Source organism: Amycolatopsis umgeniensis, from assembly GCF_014205155.1.
Classification (GTDB): domain Bacteria; phylum Actinomycetota; class Actinomycetes; order Mycobacteriales; family Pseudonocardiaceae; genus Amycolatopsis; species Amycolatopsis umgeniensis.
On the sequence record NZ_JACHMX010000001.1, the window covers coordinates 9,116,230 to 9,131,688 of the forward strand.

16 protein-coding genes are annotated in these 15,459 nt (G+C 67.8%); 8 read left to right on the plus strand and 8 right to left on the minus strand.

What is annotated here, in order from left to right:
• Positions 1–8 precede the first annotated feature (8 nt).
• A complete protein-coding gene (locus tag HDA45_RS41610; protein WP_184905007.1) occupies positions 9–650 on the plus strand; it encodes a methyltransferase domain-containing protein in 642 nt (213 codons plus the stop codon).
• A gap of 1 nt (position 651) precedes the next feature.
• Here HDA45_RS41610 and HDA45_RS41615 read toward each other — a convergent pair whose 3' ends face one another.
• Positions 652–1,491, minus strand: a complete 840-nt coding sequence (locus HDA45_RS41615) for a class I SAM-dependent methyltransferase (RefSeq protein WP_184905009.1) — start codon at positions 1,489–1,491, stop codon at positions 652–654.
• A 605-nt stretch (positions 1,492–2,096) separates the two neighbouring features.
• Between HDA45_RS41615 and HDA45_RS41620 the strand changes: the two genes are divergently transcribed.
• The gene (locus tag HDA45_RS41620) at positions 2,097–3,077 is read left to right on the plus strand and encodes a tyrosine-type recombinase/integrase (RefSeq protein WP_184905011.1); all 981 of its coding nucleotides are present in this window, start codon (positions 2,097–2,099) and stop codon (positions 3,075–3,077) included.
• A gap of 1 nt (position 3,078) precedes the next feature.
• Here the strand turns inward: HDA45_RS41620 and HDA45_RS41625 are convergent, their stop codons facing one another.
• Positions 3,079–3,462, minus strand: a complete 384-nt coding sequence (locus tag HDA45_RS41625) for a hypothetical protein (RefSeq protein ID WP_184905013.1) — start codon at positions 3,460–3,462, stop codon at positions 3,079–3,081.
• Positions 3,463–3,528: 66 nt separating this feature from the next.
• On the opposite strand from HDA45_RS41625, the gene HDA45_RS41630 reads away from it, so the two are divergent.
• Positions 3,529–4,308 carry a glycerophosphodiester phosphodiesterase family protein gene (locus tag HDA45_RS41630; protein WP_184905015.1) on the plus strand — a complete coding sequence of 260 codons (780 nt, stop codon included), beginning with the start codon at positions 3,529–3,531 and terminating at the stop codon, positions 4,306–4,308.
• A gap of 57 nt (positions 4,309–4,365) precedes the next feature.
• On the opposite strand, the gene HDA45_RS41635 is transcribed toward HDA45_RS41630, so the two are convergent.
• Positions 4,366–5,040 (minus strand): transglycosylase family protein, encoded by a 675-nt coding sequence (locus tag HDA45_RS41635; protein WP_184905017.1) that lies wholly within the window; start codon positions 5,038–5,040, stop codon positions 4,366–4,368.
• A gap of 270 nt (positions 5,041–5,310) precedes the next feature.
• Here HDA45_RS41635 and HDA45_RS41640 point away from each other — a divergent pair, with 270 nt between their 5' ends.
• The 3 genes from HDA45_RS41640 to HDA45_RS41650 all read left to right on the plus strand — a co-directional run bounded on the left by HDA45_RS41640 (position 5,311) and on the right by HDA45_RS41650 (position 8,074).
• Positions 5,311–6,711: an MFS transporter gene (locus HDA45_RS41640; RefSeq protein ID WP_184905019.1), complete on the plus strand. Its 1,401-nt coding sequence runs from the start codon at positions 5,311–5,313 to the stop codon at positions 6,709–6,711.
• A 30-nt stretch (positions 6,712–6,741) separates the two neighbouring features.
• Positions 6,742–7,500 carry a thymidine kinase gene (locus HDA45_RS41645; protein ID WP_184905021.1) on the plus strand — a complete coding sequence of 253 codons (759 nt, stop codon included), beginning with the start codon at positions 6,742–6,744 and terminating at the stop codon, positions 7,498–7,500.
• A gap of 226 nt (positions 7,501–7,726) precedes the next feature.
• On the plus strand, positions 7,727–8,074 hold the full coding sequence (locus HDA45_RS41650) for an RNA polymerase-binding protein RbpA (protein ID WP_005151365.1): 348 nt from the start codon (positions 7,727–7,729) through the stop codon (positions 8,072–8,074).
• Positions 8,075–8,165: 91 nt separating this feature from the next.
• Here the strand turns inward: HDA45_RS41650 and HDA45_RS41655 are convergent, their stop codons facing one another.
• Both HDA45_RS41655 and dapA read right to left on the minus strand, forming a co-directional pair.
• On the minus strand, positions 8,166–9,671 hold the full coding sequence (locus tag HDA45_RS41655; protein ID WP_343072277.1) for an FAD-dependent oxidoreductase: 1,506 nt from the start codon (positions 9,669–9,671) through the stop codon (positions 8,166–8,168).
• Positions 9,672–9,822: 151 nt separating this feature from the next.
• Entirely contained in the window at positions 9,823–10,773 is a 951-nt protein-coding gene (dapA, locus tag HDA45_RS41660) for a 4-hydroxy-tetrahydrodipicolinate synthase (protein WP_246480955.1), read from the minus strand.
• A 73-nt stretch (positions 10,774–10,846) separates the two neighbouring features.
• Here dapA and HDA45_RS41665 point away from each other — a divergent pair, with 73 nt between their 5' ends.
• Positions 10,847–11,731: a LysR family transcriptional regulator gene (locus tag HDA45_RS41665; RefSeq protein ID WP_184905023.1), complete on the plus strand. Its 885-nt coding sequence runs from the start codon at positions 10,847–10,849 to the stop codon at positions 11,729–11,731.
• Positions 11,732–11,888: 157 nt separating this feature from the next.
• Here the strand turns inward: HDA45_RS41665 and HDA45_RS41670 are convergent, their stop codons facing one another.
• On the minus strand, positions 11,889–12,263 hold the full coding sequence (locus HDA45_RS41670) for a DUF4406 domain-containing protein (protein ID WP_246480956.1): 375 nt from the start codon (positions 12,261–12,263) through the stop codon (positions 11,889–11,891).
• 51 nt (positions 12,264–12,314) lie between these two features.
• Here HDA45_RS41670 and HDA45_RS41675 point away from each other — a divergent pair, with 51 nt between their 5' ends.
• On the plus strand, positions 12,315–13,079 hold the full coding sequence (locus tag HDA45_RS41675; protein WP_184906562.1) for a DeoR/GlpR family DNA-binding transcription regulator: 765 nt from the start codon (positions 12,315–12,317) through the stop codon (positions 13,077–13,079).
• Here HDA45_RS41675 and HDA45_RS41680 read toward each other — a convergent pair.
• Both HDA45_RS41680 and lnt read right to left on the minus strand, forming a co-directional pair.
• The gene (locus HDA45_RS41680; RefSeq protein WP_184905026.1) at positions 13,066–13,833 is read right to left on the minus strand and encodes a polyprenol monophosphomannose synthase; all 768 of its coding nucleotides are present in this window, start codon (positions 13,831–13,833) and stop codon (positions 13,066–13,068) included. The genes HDA45_RS41675 and HDA45_RS41680 overlap by 14 nt on opposite strands.
• A gap of 26 nt (positions 13,834–13,859) precedes the next feature.
• Positions 13,860–15,452, minus strand: coding sequence for an apolipoprotein N-acyltransferase (lnt, locus tag HDA45_RS41685; RefSeq protein WP_184905028.1), 1,593 nt, complete (start codon positions 15,450–15,452; stop codon positions 13,860–13,862).
• Positions 15,453–15,459 lie beyond the last annotated feature (7 nt).

The window sequence follows — 15,459 nt, forward strand, 5'->3', positions numbered from 1 at the left end:
TCCCCGCCGTGACCGACTACCTCCAAACGACACGCACCGCCTACGACACGGTCGCGGCCGACTACGCCGAAGTCCTCCGCCACCACCTCGCGGGTTCCACCTGGGATCGAGCCATGCTCGGCGCGTACGCGGAACTCGTCCAGGCCGCCGGTGGCGGCCGCGTCGCCGAAATCGGCTGCGGCCCCGGCCGCATCACCGACTACCTCCACGGGCTGGGGCTCGACATCCGCGGAGTCGACCTCTCACCCGAGATGATCGCCGTCGCCCGGAAGTGGTACCCACACCTGGACTTCGAAATCGGGGAGATGCCCGGTTTATCCATTGAGGACGGTGCACTGGCCGGCGTCGTCGCGTGGTACTCGATCATCCACACGCCACGAGAGCGGCTGCCGGAGATCTTCGCCGACTTCCACCGCGTCCTCGCCCCAGGAGGACATCTGCTGGTGGCGTTCCAGGTAGGCGACGAAGTGCGCCACATCGAGCACGCGTACGGGCACGACATCTCCTGCGAGGCGTACAGGCTGGTTCCGGAGAAGATCGCCGAGCAGCTGGGGGAGGCGGGGTTCAGCGTGATCTCCCAGCTCGTCCGCGAGCCGTCCGGAGAATTCGAGAGCACCCCGCAGGCCTATCTGATCGCCCGCAAGCAGTAGATCAAGGACGTCGAGCCTCGATGAGCCAGGCCGCCGAGCGATAGAAGACGCCTCGGCCGGTCTGGTGCTCGGCGAGATCGGCACGCAAGGTCTCGATGGCCTCCGCACGAGTGGCGTCGTCCAAGTCGCTCAACCGCCCGCCGTGCTGCTCGACGACGAACTCCGCCGCGTCATCGACGTCCTGACCGAAGTACATCGGCTTGTCCACCGCGGTCGACAGGACGTCGGTGTACCCGGCGGAGGTCAGCAGCCGTTCGGTCTCGAGCGGGTCGCTGAGTGCGAGATCCGAGTTCGGTACCTCGCGACCGGCGGCGAAGATCGTCCGGAACGTAGTGATCCATTCGTTGAGCCGCAACGGTTGCCACGTCAGCAGGACCAGGCGCCCACCAGGGCGCGTCGCACGGGCCAGGTTGGCGAACGCGGCCAGGGGAGTACCGAAGAACATCGATCCATGCCTGCTGATCACCACATCGAAGCCCGCCTCAGGGAACGGATGGACCTGAGCGTCCGCCTGGTCGAAGGAGACGTTGGGAACACGTTCCTCTTCAGCGAGCCGCCGGGCGAGGCCGAGCATGTCACTGGAGAGGTCGACACCGAGCGCGGAACCGTCAGCGGCTTGCCGTGCGGCGTCCCGTGTCGTCTGGCCGGCGCCGCAGCCGACGTCGAGGACGTTGTCTGTCAGCTGGATGCCAGCTGCGGAGAAGAAGGTGTCACGGTACGCGGCGACGCCGTCATTGAAGCGCTGTGCGCGCTTCGCCCAGAGCGCGCCGTCGTTGCCGTCCCACGCCTTCAGCATCCGCTCGTTGGACGGATCGACGCGCACAGCGGTGTTCTCGGACATTTCGCCTACCCCCAAGTTGGATCATCTCCGGGGAAGACCCTAGCGCAGCCCCTCAGAACGACTACTTGACATAATATACATTATCGGCACTTTGGACGACCTGGATAACGAGGCTCGAGAGGGGCCTCCGACGTGAGCTGAAGGGGCCTTTCGTCGCGTGTTACGCAGCGAAAGCTCCCTTCACCGCATCAGTCGCGGGCACGGTTCCCTTCACCTCTCCCTGGACTCAGCCACCCCTTGGCGCCCAGAACCGGTCAGGACACCCCCAAGGACACGAAACGGATGACCAATCACCCGACCTCATTACGTCACTGTGACGAATCAATCCAAGCGTCTCCGGTCACCAAGTGGCCAACAGAGGCATCAGTGTCGATCAAGCTCGCCGATCTAGCCAGTCGGATCTGTGGAGCCTCTCCTGGGTGGCCCCACGCGCAACGAAGGAGCCTCCAAGGCAAAACGTCAGGGCAGACCCTCGGAGACGCTCCGGGAGACGACGAGCGGACCGAGATCCCCCGCGAGGGGTTTCCGGACCCATCACTCCGTTTCATGCATAATAGTGATTATGCATGAAACGGAATATAACCCAGTGTAAGACTGTCGGTGTCATGCGGTACAAGATCCTCATGAGGGTCTCCGAGGCACAGCAAGCCTTTTTCGCCGCACGTCGTCCCCGTAAGGATTCTCCTCACACCACCGACGCCTACCGCCGCGACCTCGCCGGCATCACCGGTCTCCTGCTCCGCGAGCTGGACCGCTCCCCTGACGACCTCACTGTCGAGATGCTCACCGCCCAGGCGCTCCGGAACGCTTTTGGCGCCTTCGCGGACACGCACGCCAAAAGTTCGGTCCTGCGCGCGTGGTCGACCTGGAACCAGTTCCTCACCTTCTGCGTGTCCGACGGGCTGCTCGCGGGCAACCCGATGGGCGCGGTCGCCCGGCCGAAGGCGCCACCGTTGACGCCGAAACCGTTGCGAGGCGAGGAAACCCCGGAGCAGTTGCTCGCGGCCGCCGCCGACGGATCACGCCGGACGAGGGATCCGTGGCCGGAGCGGGACGTCCTGGTGATCGCTCTCGGACTGGTCGCCGGACTGCGTGCTGCGGAGATGCGAGCCCTGACCACGCGGTCGCTGGTCGGCCGTCAGGGTGAGATGCGGCTGCACGTCCACGGCAAGGGAAGCCGTGACCGGTCGATCCCGGTGCAGCCGATCATGGAGAAGATCATCGAGGAGTACCTGGCCTCGTGCCGTCGTCGCTTCGCGCAGCAGCGGTTCGGGCCCTCCACTCCCCTCCTCCGGGATCGTGCCGGCGAGCCGATCGGCCGCGGCGCGCTCGAGTACCTGGTGAAGTCCTGCTACCGGTGGGCGGGTCTGCACGACCGCGTACCGGTCGGGGCGAACCTCCACGCGTTGCGGCACACCTTCGCGACGCGGCTGGCCGAGGACGGGGCGACGGCGTCGGAGATCATGGCGCTGCTGGGGCACGCGAGCCTGGCGACCAGCCAGAACTACATCGAGGCGACAGGACGGGAGCAGCGGGCCGCGGCCGCGAGCAACCGGACGTATCGGGCGCTGGACGGGATCGTGTAGGTCAGCGGAGCTGTTCGAGGTCCTTGGCCGCCTGAGCGATTTCGTCGGCGAGACCGCGAAGTTCGGCCAGGGATGCTCCGTCGTCGGCCGCGGTGACGACGTCTTCGGCGGCGCAGCGGAGTTGGAAGAGCCTGTCCTGCAGGGCGGCGATCTCGGTGTCGGAGAGGACGACCGCGTCTTCGGGGAGGCCGCTGCGCTGGAGGGCGGTCCGGCGTTCGTAGGCCCGTTGGCGGCAGGATTGCCCACAGTAGCGGCGGCGCCTGCCGACGTTGCCGCCTTGTTCGAGTCGGCGGCCGCACCATCCGCAGTGCTTGGGTGCGCCCGCGCGGCGTAGCTCGGAGACCTCTTCGGCGGACGTCTTCGGGTGTTCGGCCACTTCCCTCACGGCTCAGACCCTAGCTGGCCATCCGACGATCATGCCGGGGCCACGACCGAAGTGCACACTAGTGGGGTGCCGACACTGTTTCCGTACCTCGCAGACCCGCTCCCGCGTGCTTTCGCTCATCGGGGCTGGCACCTCGGTGATCTGGAAGGGCTGGAGAACTCCCTGCCCGCCTTCCGGCAGGCGGTGACGGAGGGTTATCGCTATCTGGAGACGGATGTGCACGCGACTTCGGACGGCGTGGTGGTCGTGCATCACGACGAGTCGCTGGACCGGACGACCGACGGTGCGGGGTTGATCTCCCGGCAGACGTGGGCGCAGCTGCGGGACGTCAAGATCGGTGGCCGTGTGCCGTTGTCGCGGCTGGAGGACGTTCTCGAAGAGTTGCCGGAGGCGCGGTTCAACATCGATGTGAAGTCGAACCAGGCGGTGGCGCCCTTCGTGCGGGCGATCGAGCGGACCGGGGCGCATGACCGGGTCGCGGCGGCGTCGTTCTCCGATGGGCGGCTGGCGCGGATCCGGAAGCTGGCGGGGCCGAAGCTGGTGACGGCGATGGGGCCGCGTTCGGTGGCGGTGATGTGGGCGAACGGGTTTGTTCCGCTGGTTTCGCTGCGGGCGTTGTCTCGGGGTGCGATGGCGCAGGTGCCGGTGCGGCAGGGCCGGTTGAAGGTGGTGGACCGGGCTTTCCTGCGGTTGGCGACGCGAGCGGGTTTCGAGGTGCACACGTGGACGGTGGACGATCCGGCGGAGATGCGGTTGCTGCTGGATCTGGGGGTGCACGGGATCGTGACGGATCGGCCGGATCTGCTGCGTGAGGTGCTCCGGGAGCGGGGGTCCTGGCCTTCGTGACTTGCGTTCAGTCCTCTGAATGCTCATACGAAGCATTCAGAGGACTAAACGCGAGGGTTACCGGGGCGGTTTGCCGCTCCAGGCCGCGTCCCAGGTCTTGGGGCCGAGGCGGCCTGAGTCGTTGATGCCGTTGGCTCGTTGGAGGGCGAGGACGGCTTCGCGGGTCTTGTCGTAGTAGCAGCCGGTGCCGGTGAAGCCGTAGCCGTAGGCGTTCATGCGTAGTTGGAACTGCTTGAGCGGTGCCGCGCAGTCGCCGTAGGCGTAGACGACGCCGGGCCAGGCCGGTTTGGGGCCGCCGGGCGGTGCGGGCGGGGTGGGCTTCGGTTTGGGCGGGGGCGGCGGGGCGGGCTGTCCTCCCCCGCCGATGTAGGCGGAGTCGTCGTAGGACGGGACGCGTTTGCTGCGGCCGTCGCCGTCGTTGCGGAAGCCGAGTTTGCCGGCGCATTCCCAGGGTTGCCAGCCGCGCATGCGGTAGAGGTAGAGGGCCCGGTAGTCCTGTTCGCGGGGGCTGGCCTGGTCGGGTCGTCCCTGGCCGCCGACGCTGCGCCAGGTGGGCAGGTCGAACTGGTAGGCGCCGTAGTAGCCGTTGCCGGTGTTGATGTTGTAGCGCCCGCTCGATTCACACACGCGGAGCTTGGCCCAGTGTGAGCCGTGGGGATCCGCGGCGGCGGATCCGGTGGTGGCGATCTGCAGGCCCGTCACGGCGAGGGCGAGCAGGAGCGTTCTCGCCACTACGCGGTGTGCTGTGCGAAGGCGATGGGTCCTCATGAGCGGAACAGTAAATACCGGACACTTGCTTCACAAGAGTCACAGCACAACCACAAGCCTCACACGAAACACACGTCGATCATGGCAGCGACACGCCGACGATGGTCGGGAAGGTGGCCGGGAAGGGTTCGTCTCGCGTCGAAACGAACACGGTCCGGACTCGTGCCGGACAGGTGGGCGCGATCACCAGTAGTCTCCCGCTGACCTCGACATTCTCGACTTCAGGAGCAGTGCATGACGGTGGCCGTGACCCGTGAACGCAAGCGGGTGTGGCGGGCTTGGTACCTCTACGACTGGGCCAATTCGCCGTTCTATTCGTCGGTCATCACGGTGTTCGGAGCGCTCTATTTGAGCGATATCGCGTCCGCGGATGCCAGGGCGAATTTCACCCTTAACGGGGACAGGGCGTGCACCGATTCGAGTGGGGCTTCGAGCACGCTTCAGAACTGTGACGTCTCGTTGTTCGGGCTGCATTTCCCGGCGGGGTCGCTCTGGGGGTACCTGCTGTCGATCGCGACGGTGACGCAGGTGCTGGTGCTGCCGATCGCCGGGGCGATCGCGGACCGGAGCAGGCACAAGCGGCGGATCCTCGGCGGGTTCGCGTTCCTGGGCGCGGTGGCGTCGGCCCTGATGTTCTTCGTCGCGGGGACGAACTGGGAGGTCGGCGTCTGGACGTTCATCCTCGCCAACATCGGGTACGGCGGGGCGCTGGTCGTCTACTACTCGTTCCTGGTGGACATCGCGGAGCCGGACGAGCGGGACGCGGTGTCGTCGAAGGGCTGGGCATTCGGGTATCTCGGTGGTGGCTTGGCGCTGGCGCTGCAGCTGGGGTTCTTCCTGGGCCATGAGGCCTTCGGGGTGAGCGAGCATCGGGCGGTCCAGATCTGTTTCCTGACGTCGGGGATCTGGTGGGCGGTGTTCACGCTTCCGGCGGTGCGGGCGCTCCCCCAGACTCATGTGCCGAAGTCGGCCGAGCGTGGCCTGTCGGTGCTGACGGCGGGTTTCAAGGAGCTGAAGCGGACGATCAAGGAGGCGCGAGCCTATCCCCTGACGCTGGCGTTCCTCGGGAGCTACCTGGTCTTCACCGACGGGATCACGACGGTGGTGGCCGTGTCGGCTCAGTACGGCAAGGACGAGTTGAAGTACAGCACCACGGTGCTGATCGTGACGATCCTGGTGATCCAGTTCCTGGCGTACGCCGGCGCGATGATCCACGGGGCGATCGCGGCTCGGATCGGGGCGAAGAAGACGATCTTGGGCAGTCTGGTGGCCTGGGTCGTGGTGCTGTGCTTCGCGTTCTTCATCCAGGCGGGGCAGCCGTTGCAGTTCTACGCGGTGGCTGTCGGGATCGGGTTGGTGCTCGGTGGAACGAACGCGTTGTCGCGGTCGTTGTTCGGGCAGATGATCCCCGAGGGGAAGGATGCGCAGTACTTCTCGCTCTACGTGGTCGGTGAGCGCGGGACGTCGTGGCTCGGTCCCCTGCTGTTCGCCGCGGTCGGGCAGATCACCGGGTCGTTCCGGTACGCGATCATCGCGTTGGTGATCTTCTTCGTGCTCGGTTTCGTGTTCGTGTGGCTGGTCCCGGTGCGCCGGGCGATCGAGGCGGCGGGCAACCGACCACCGGCGGTGCTGTGAGGCGGGAGCGTGCCGATAGGGTCGAGCGTCGTGACCGTACTGAAGGAGAGTGGCCCGGACCCCACGGACGCGTTGTCGTCGGTGCCGGTGGCGGGTTCACGGCGGGGTGTGCCGGTCGTCGGGAAGTTGAAGTTCTGTTACGGGCCGATGGACTGTGGGAAGTCGACGCTGGCGTTGCAGATCGACCACAACCACGCGCGGCAGGGTCGTCGCGGGATGGTGCTGGTGCGGCACGACCGCTCCGGTGAGCCGCAGATCACCAGCCGGATCGGGTTGACGAGGAAGGCGACCGAGGTCGGGAACGAGACCGATCTGCGGTTGCTGGTGCGTGAGCAGTGGGCTGCGGGGCGGCATGTGGACTACTTGATCGTCGACGAAGCTCAGTTTTTGTCACCTGTTCAGGTGGATCAGCTGGCTGAACTGGCCGATGACGTCCAGATCGACGTGTACTGCTTCGGGATCGCGACGGATTTTCGGAGCATGTTGTTCCCGGGTGCGGCGCGGTTGTTCGAGTTGGCGGACGAGCTGCAGCCGGTTCAGGTCGAGGTGTTGTGCTGGTGTGGACAGACGGGACGGTTCAACGCGAGGGTGTCGGACGGCGAGGTGTTGCGTGCCGGGGACACCGTCGTGGTGGCGGATACCGAGCAAGTGCTAGTTGAAACTTCATTGACATCACGTTCTGAGGGTGAATTGAACACTGTCCGTTATCAGGTATTGTGCCGTCGGCACTTTCGACTGGGCGACCTGGGGCCGACCTCGGCCCAACACGGTCAGTTACGGTTGACGTGACAGGCGTACTACTAGCCCATCTGGGGGATATCCGCACCAAGATGGCCGTATTGACGTCACGCCAGAGCGCGAAACCACTCCTACTAGGAGAAGCTGTTGCCACCGGGTGACACAGCTCATCGTGAGCAAGGACATGGTGTCCAGGGAATCCTCTGGCCCTCCCCGTCGTTGCATAGGGTGAGCATCACCCTGGCTCCACCCGGAGCTGACTGAAAGGACCCCCATCATGGCCGACCGTGTTCTCCGTGGAAGCCGGCTGGGAGCGGTCAGCTACGAGACCGACCGCAACCACGACCTCGCCCCTCGGCGCACCGTGCGCTACGCCTGCCCCAAGAACCACGAGTTCGAGGTGCCCTTCTCCGACGACGCCGAGATCCCCTCGGTGTGGGAGTGCAGGCTGCACGGCAGCGAGTCCGAGATCGTGGACGGCGGACAGCCGGAGCAGAAGAAGGTCAAGCCCCCGAGGACGCACTGGGACATGCTCCTGGAGCGCCGTTCGATTCCGGAGCTCGAAGATCTGCTCAACGAACGTCTCGCCGAGCTGAAGGGACGTAGGACCACCCGGTCCGCCTGACGCACGGCACAAGTAGCTAGCCCCACCACGAACAGAGCGAAGCCCCCGCGACCTCCCTCCGCGGGGGCTTCGCTCTGTCTTCGGGAGGCGGTCAAGCGCTCCGGCTGACGCCGACCCGGTCCAGGTAGTCCCGCACGGCAGTCCTGCTCGCGCCGGGTGCGCGCAGCGCGAGGTAGCCGTCAGGCCGCACCAGGACGAGGGTGTCCCCGGTGACGCCGTACGCCGTCCGCGCGTGCCCCTCCACGTCCACCAGATCGGCACCGCTGCCCGGCGCGCCGACCCACACCGGCTTGACGAGTCCACGCTGGGCGGTGCCGACGTCCCGCAGTGGACCGGCGCAGGACTCGCCGAAGCCGAGCAGGGTGAAATGCGGGCCGCGGAAGGCGTCGAACAGCCGCCGTAGTGTGCCGGAGCTGTCCACGCAGGGCGCGTCGGGCGCGCGATCACCGGCGCGCGGTCCACTCTCGGCGTCGCCGCCGACGGACAGCGAGCTGGCCGGGTAGCCGAGCTCGAGCTGCTGGCCGTCCGAGGGCGCGCCGTCCGCGATGTCCGTGCTGCCACCGTTGACGAACCGCTCCGCGACCCTGGGCAGCCCCTCGGCACTCACGCCGAGCGTCCACGCGGCAACCGGGAGCCGCTCCTCCTGATAGCTGTCCAACAGCGACTGCCGCGCGCCGGAACACACCATGGCGAGCTTCCAGCCGAGGTTGTACGCGTCCTGGATACCGGTGTTCATGCCGAGGCCGCCTGCCGGCGGATGCACGTGCGCCGCGTCGCCGGCCAGCAACACCCGGCCCACCCTGAACCGGTCGGCCATCCGCACGTTCACCCGGTACGTGGACAGCCAGCTTGCCTTCGAGAGCCGGATGCCGTTGCCGCCGGCGAGATCGTCCACGATCCGCCGGAAGTACGGCAGCGAGGGTTCGGGGAAGCTGCCCTCGGCGCCGAGGTCGCTGAACGGTACGGCTTGCAGTTGCCAGGACCGCTCGTGGCGGAACGGACACAGGGCCAGGAACCCGCGCCCGCGGACGGTCCACTGGTACCAGGCGTCCGGTTCGAGCCCGCTGAGCTCGACATCCCCGAGCAGCATGGCCTGTTCCTTGGTCTCGCCCTCGAAGCGCACGCCGAGTGCCTTGCGCACGGTGCTGCGGCCGCCGTCGCAGCCGACCATGTAGCGCGCGGCCACCCGCTCGCCGGTATCCAGCACCGCATGCACACCGTTCGCGGACTGGCTGAACTCGGCGAGGCCTGCGGCCAGTTCCACCCGCACGCCGTGCTCGGCGAGCCGCGTGCGCAGGATCCGCTCGATCCGCCACTGCGGGATCAGCAGCCCGCCGTCGTACGGCCGATCCGGTGTGGGTGTCCGCTGGGCGTGCGGGTCGGCCTCGGCGACCTGGTCGCCGTCGAGGTACCGCCGGTGTGGCAGGTGCCGGAACCCGAAGTGCAGCACCTCGTCGACGACACCGAGGTCGTCCAGCACCTCCTGGGTGCGTGCGGTGAGCCCCTTGCCTCGCGAACCGGGGAAGTGCTCACCGGCTCGGTCGACGATGCGGCATACATGTTCGCCATCACACCCTCCCTGGTTCCGTGCGGTCACTGACGCGGTGACGCTAGCCGGTTTCCTGGCAGGGAGTCCTGGTGCTGGAGGTGGAGATCGGGGTGGATACCCGCCTGGGAAATCTCCACCGCGTCTCCTGCCGCGAACCGACGACACGCCCAGGCGGTGTTCGTAGCGTCGTCACCAACGGTTATGTCGTCGCGATAGTGAGCATCGAAGGAGCACCACCCATAGCGCCGACGACGTTGACCGCCGCACTCGTTCTTCCATCCTCCAAGGCGTCGCGAAGCCGCCGCAGGTGCTCGGGTGGTGATTCGAGCAGCGGAAGCCGGACCGTCGCGTGCGGGATGACGCCGAGTTCGGCGAGCGCGGCCTTGGCCATGATCGCCCCCTGCGAAGTCCGCATGATCGCGTCCGCCAGCGGGTGCAGCGCGGCGTTGAGTGCTCGTGCGGTGTCGAGGTCTCCCCCGCGCACGGCACGGATGAGCTCGGCGTTGCGGTCGGCGAAGGCGTTGCCCACGACGCTCACGAGGCCCGTGGCGCCGGCGGCGAGGTAGGGCAGGTTGAGTTCGTCGATGCCGCAGTAGTAGGCCAGCTGCGAGCGGGCCATGACGGACATCGCTTCGAACAGGTCGCCCTTGGCGTCTTTCACCGCCAGGATCCTGGGGTGGCGGGCGAGTTCGAGCAGGGTGGCCTCTTCCATGGCCGTCCCGGTGCGCGCTGGAACGTCGTAGAGCATCACGGGCAGTTCGGTGGCGTCGGCCACCGTCAGGCAGTGCGCGACGATCCCGGCTTGCGTCGGCTTGGAGTAATAAGGACAGACGAGCAGGAGCGCGTCCGCCCCGGCCGCTTGGGCTTCGTGGGCCCGCCGGATACAGGTGGTGGTGTCGTAGGTACCGACGCCGGCGATCACGCGCGCCCGGCCCCCGGCTTGGTTCGCCACGGTGCGGACGAGCAGGGCGGCTTCGGTATCGGTCAGGGTGGGTGACTCGCCGGTGGTCCCGCCGACGACGATGCCGTCGCATCCGGTGGTCAGCAGATGGTCGACCAGGCGGGTGAGGCCGGGTTCGCTGAGGGTGCCGCCGGGTTCCATCGGGGTGACCATGGCGACGAGGTTGGCTCCGAAGAGCGATTCGGTCATGTACTCGATCCTTTCGGCGCCGATACCTGCGGTCCAGCGATGCTTTTTGGTCGGTATTGCGTAGCCTGGCTTCATGATCGAGGTCGGGGCTTTACGGGCGCTGCGGTCGGTGGCCGCTCTCGGGACGCTCGCGCGGGCGGCGGACGAGCTGGGGTTCACGGCGTCCGCGGTGTCGCAGCAGCTCAAGCGGCTGGAGCGGCAGATCGGGACGCCCGTCCTCGCCCCGGCGGGTCGTGGAGTCGTGCTCACTCCCGCCGGTCAGGCCGTCGTCGATTCCTCGCTGGAGGTGTTCCAGGCGCTCGAGCGCTGCGCCGAGGCCGCCCAGTCGGTCGCGGAGGGCGCGCCGCGCGGTGTCCTGCGGGTGGCCGCGTTCTCGACCGCCATCCGCGGTTTGCTCGCGCCTGTCCATCCACGGCTGCTGACGCGCTACCCCGATCTTCGCCTGCACATCTCCGAGCAGGATCCCGGTCAGGCCCTGCACAGTGTCGAGGCCGGGACCGCCGATCTCGCGCTCCTCCACGACGCCGACGGCCTGCTCGTCCCGCTGTCGCCCGCCTTGACCCGGCGCCTGGTGCACACCGACCTCGGCGACGTCGTCATGGCCGGAACCCATCCGCTGGCGCGCGCCGAGTCTCCGCTGGACGGGGCGGACCTTGCCGGGCACGCGTGGGTGACCAGCCCGCCGGGGACGGTCTGTCATCAGTGGTTCCGGCGCCTGTTCGCCGGCCTGCCCGAGGAGCCCGACGTGCGGCATCTGGTGGACGACTTCTCCACGCAGCTGTCGCTGGTCGCCTCGGGTGAGGTCCTGGCGCTGATCCCGCGACTGGCACGCCCGCCCCTGAGCGAAGGACTCGTCGCCAGGCCGCTGCGGCGCCCGCCGACGCGCGAGGTGCACGCGGCGTGGCGCCGCAGCGCCGAAGCCAGTCCGGCGATCCAGGCGGTGCTCGCGGAGCTCTAAGACGTGCTGAGCGGGGGTTCGACAGAACGGGCAGCCTGGTCTCGCCAGACGGTGTTGTGAAAGCCACTTCCGCAACGTTGAAGGTTGTGAAAGTGGCTTTCACAACACCAATGTCCGCGGAGTCCTCTGTGGACAGTCAAGCCGCTTCAGCCAGGAACTAAGCGGCTTGGTACCCGGGAATGTCCTCGACGCGGTGGTACACCGCCAGGCCGCGGGACAGCGCGATCGCGACGTCTTGGTCGGCTCCGGTGGACTCCCCCGGCAGGCGCAGGACGGCGTCACAGTGGTGCAGCAGCCTGTCGGCCGTCGGGTACATGACCTCTTTGGCGACCGGGTCGGCCACGGTCTTCCCACCCGCGCCGCGCAGCACCGGGAGCGCGACCCACTCGCCGATCATCGGCACGTGCCCGCTGCGGAAGATCGGCCAGGCGGCCTCTTCGAGCCGGGCGAGGTTGCGGGCGAGGAGTTCGGGGTCGTCGCCGGTGCCGGAGCGGAACGGGCCGGCGATGAGGATCATCAGAGGTTTGGTCATGAACCGGAGCCTAATGTGCAACAATCGGCACGAACAAGGAGGATCGTGCACATGCTCGCTGCGCAACGTCGAGACCTGTTGCTGGAACGGTTGAAGACCGAAGGCCGGATCGTGGCCAAGGACCTCGCCGCCGAACTCGGCATATCAGAGGACAGTATTCGCCGTGACCTGCGAGAACTCGCGGAAGCCGGGCTCTGTCAGCGGGTATACGGCGGAGCCTTGCCGGTCTCCCCGGCCACCGCGGACTACGCGACGCGGATGGCGGTCAGTATCGCGGGCAAGGAACGCATCGCGAAACGTGCAGCAGCGTTGATCCGGCTGGGGTCGACCGTCATCCTCGACGGCGGGACGACCGCGCTCGCGCTGGCGAAGGCACTTCCGGTCGACCTCGAAGCGACGATCGTCACGCACAGCCCCACCGTCGCGTCGGCCCTCGTGACCCATCCGAAGGTCGAGGTGTTCCTGATCGGGGGGCGGCTCTTCAAACACTCCGCCGTCACGTGCGGCGCGACCGCGGCGGAGGCGGCGATGGGCGTCAACGCCGATCTGTTCTTCCTCGGCGTCACCGGTGTGCACCCCGAAACCGGGCTCACCACCGGCGACTCCGACGAGGCCGCCATGAAACGCACGCTCGCCAAACGCGCCGCCGACACCTACGTGCTGGCCAGCTCCGAGAAGATCGGCGCGGCCTCGCCGTTCACCGTGCTCCCCCTGTCCGACGTCGCGGGTGTGATCACCGACGCGGCGCCGGACGAACCGACGGTGAAGGAACTGGGGAAGCTCGGCGTGAGCGTGCTGGGGGTCAGCCCTTCTTGACCAGCCCGCGAAGCTGCTGCCAGCGACGCTTGATCCCCCACATGCCGACCAGGACGATCGCCTCGCGCACGACCGAACCGCTCATCTTCGACTGACCGACCTCACGTTCGGTGAAGGTGATCGGCACTTCGACCACCTCGAACCCGGCGAGCGCGGTGCGGAAAGCCAGGTCGATCTGGAAGCAGTAGCCGCGCGAGGCGATCTCGTCGAGCGGGAGCTTCTCCAGCACCGTGCGGCGGTACGCGCGGAAGCCGGCGGTGATGTCGTTGATCTTGGTGCCGAGCGCGACCCTCGCGTAGAAGTTCGCGACCCAGGACAGCGCCTTGCGCTGGAACGGCCAGTTCACCGTGCTGCCGCCGGGAACGTAGCGGGAGCCGATCGACAGGTCCGCGTCCTCGAGCGCCGCCAGCACCCGGGGCAGATCCTCCGGCGCGTGCGAACCGTCGGCGTCCATCTCGACGATGGTGGCGTAGTCACGGGCGAGTCCCCAACGGAACCCGGCGACGTACGCGGCGCCCAGACCGGCCTTCTCGGTCCGGTGCATGACCTGGATCCGCTCGTCGGCCTTCGCGAGCTCGTCGGCGACGTCGCCGGTCCCGTCAGGGCTGCCGTCGTCGACGACGAGGGCGTTCACGTCCGGGAGTGCCTTGAGCAGACGTTCCAGGATCGGGCCGATGTTCTCCCGCTCGTTGTACGTCGGGACCACCACCAGCACCGGGTCGATCCCCTGGGCCCCCCGTGGCGCCTGCGCCATCCGCTTTTCCTCCGTGTTCCGGCGGGTCAGCCCGCCGCTTCCCTCGTTGCCTTGGCGGCGCTCGCGCGCCGGGTGCGGACACGAAGCACGTACCCGCCGGTAACCCCGGCGATCGCCAGGGCCAGCAGCCCGTACTCCGTCGTCACACCGAGTAGATCCGACAGCGTAGTCTGCTGCCTCAGCGGCACGCGCCCCACCAGGGAATCTGCGGTGAACAGGCTGGTAGAGGCCGTGATCGAACCGTCGGGCGCGACGATAGCGCTCACCCCACTGGTAGCGGAGACGATCACAGCGCGGCCGTGTTCGACCGCCCGCAGCCGTGACATCGCCAACTGCTGGTAGCTCATCTCCCCCGGTCCGTACCAGGCGTTGTTGGTCGGCACGACGAGCAGTTCGGCGCCGTTGTCGACCGACTCCCGGGCCGGGTAGTCGAACGCGGTCTCGTAGCAGATGAAGACCCCGACCTTGGTTCCCGCGACCGACAGCGCCGAGTTGGCGCCGTCACCCGGTGTCATGTTCGCGACGCTGTCGACGAACGGGGTCACCAGCTTCGCGAGCTCGCGGGCGGGGACGTACTCGCCGAACGGGACGAGCTGCTGTTTGGCGTAGCGCTGGCCGGGGCCGGTGACCGGATCCCAGACGAGCGCGGAGTTCTGCGCCGAACCGTCCGGCAGCCGGACCAGCGCGCCGATGATGGCCTGCTTGCCGAAGTCGCGGACCATCTGGTCGACGCCGGGGTCACCGGTGCGCATGGCCATCGCGGTCTCGGGCCAGACCAGCAGGTCGACCTTCGTGTTGTCCGCCTTGAGTTTCTCGAGCAGCCGGGCACTCTCGGCGAGGTGGTTGTTCCGGAGCTCGTCGCGGCGGCCTTCCAGCGCCAGCCCGATGTCGGGCGCGTTGCCCTGCACCGTGGCGACGGTGAGTTCACCGTCCTGGGCCTCGGTGCCGATCGTCGGCCACACCGCGAGGCCCGCGACCACCGGTACGAGCGTCAACGCCGACGTGGCGACCAGCGAGCGAGCGGGATCGGCTCCCTTGAGCCGCAGGCACAGTGCCGCGAGTCCGAAACCGGTCAGCACGACCGCGAGACCGACCAGCGGAGCGCCACCGATCGAGGCCAGCGAGACGAAAGCACCCTCGGGCTGGCTGAACGCCACGCGGCCCCACGGGAACCCGCCGAAGGGGAACCAGGTGCGCGGTGTCTCCATCCCGATGATCACCAGCGCCGCCCACAGCGGTCCGAGCGGCAGCCTCCACACCACGGTGGCGAACGCGCCGCCGAAGCCGAGATACACCGACAGCGCCATCGCCAGCCCGAGCCACGGCCACGGTCCGAAGTCCGGTCCGAGGAAGTCCAGCAGCCAGGTCAGCAGCGGCAGGAAGAACGCCATCCCGAACACGAACCCGTAGCCGAACGCGCCGCGGAACCGGCGTCCGTGCACCACCAGCGCGAAACCGGTGAACGCCAGCGGTGCGAGCCACCACAGTGGCCGTGGCGCGAAACTCAGGTACAGCGTGAAACCCGACGCCGCGGCGACGAGGAAACGCAGGAGCCAGGCGCGGGAGAACCGCTTTCGCCTGTCCGCTTCGGGAGCCGGGTTCGTCACGGTCGAGGACACCTCTGAA

Excerpts from the sequence above, each read along its gene's own strand:
- HDA45_RS41615 (WP_184905009.1), bottom strand. The coding sequence starts at position 1,491 with ATGTCCGAGAACACCGCTGTGCGCGTCGATCCGTCCAACGAGCGGATG.
- HDA45_RS41640 (WP_184905019.1), top strand. The coding sequence starts at position 5,311 with ATGACGGTGGCCGTGACCCGTGAACGCAAGCGGGTGTGGCGGGCTTGG.
- HDA45_RS41670 (WP_246480956.1), bottom strand. The coding sequence starts at position 12,263 with ATGACCAAACCTCTGATGATCCTCATCGCCGGCCCGTTCCGCTCCGGC.
- HDA45_RS41680 (WP_184905026.1), bottom strand. The coding sequence starts at position 13,833 with ATGGCGCAGGCGCCACGGGGGGCCCAGGGGATCGACCCGGTGCTGGTG.
- HDA45_RS41650 (WP_005151365.1), top strand. The coding sequence starts at position 7,727 with ATGGCCGACCGTGTTCTCCGTGGAAGCCGGCTGGGAGCGGTCAGCTAC.
- dapA (WP_246480955.1), bottom strand. The coding sequence starts at position 10,773 with ATGACCGAATCGCTCTTCGGAGCCAACCTCGTCGCCATGGTCACCCCG.
- HDA45_RS41675 (WP_184906562.1), top strand. The coding sequence starts at position 12,315 with ATGCTCGCTGCGCAACGTCGAGACCTGTTGCTGGAACGGTTGAAGACC.
- HDA45_RS41620 (WP_184905011.1), top strand. The coding sequence starts at position 2,097 with ATGCGGTACAAGATCCTCATGAGGGTCTCCGAGGCACAGCAAGCCTTT.
- HDA45_RS41665 (WP_184905023.1), top strand. The coding sequence starts at position 10,847 with ATGATCGAGGTCGGGGCTTTACGGGCGCTGCGGTCGGTGGCCGCTCTC.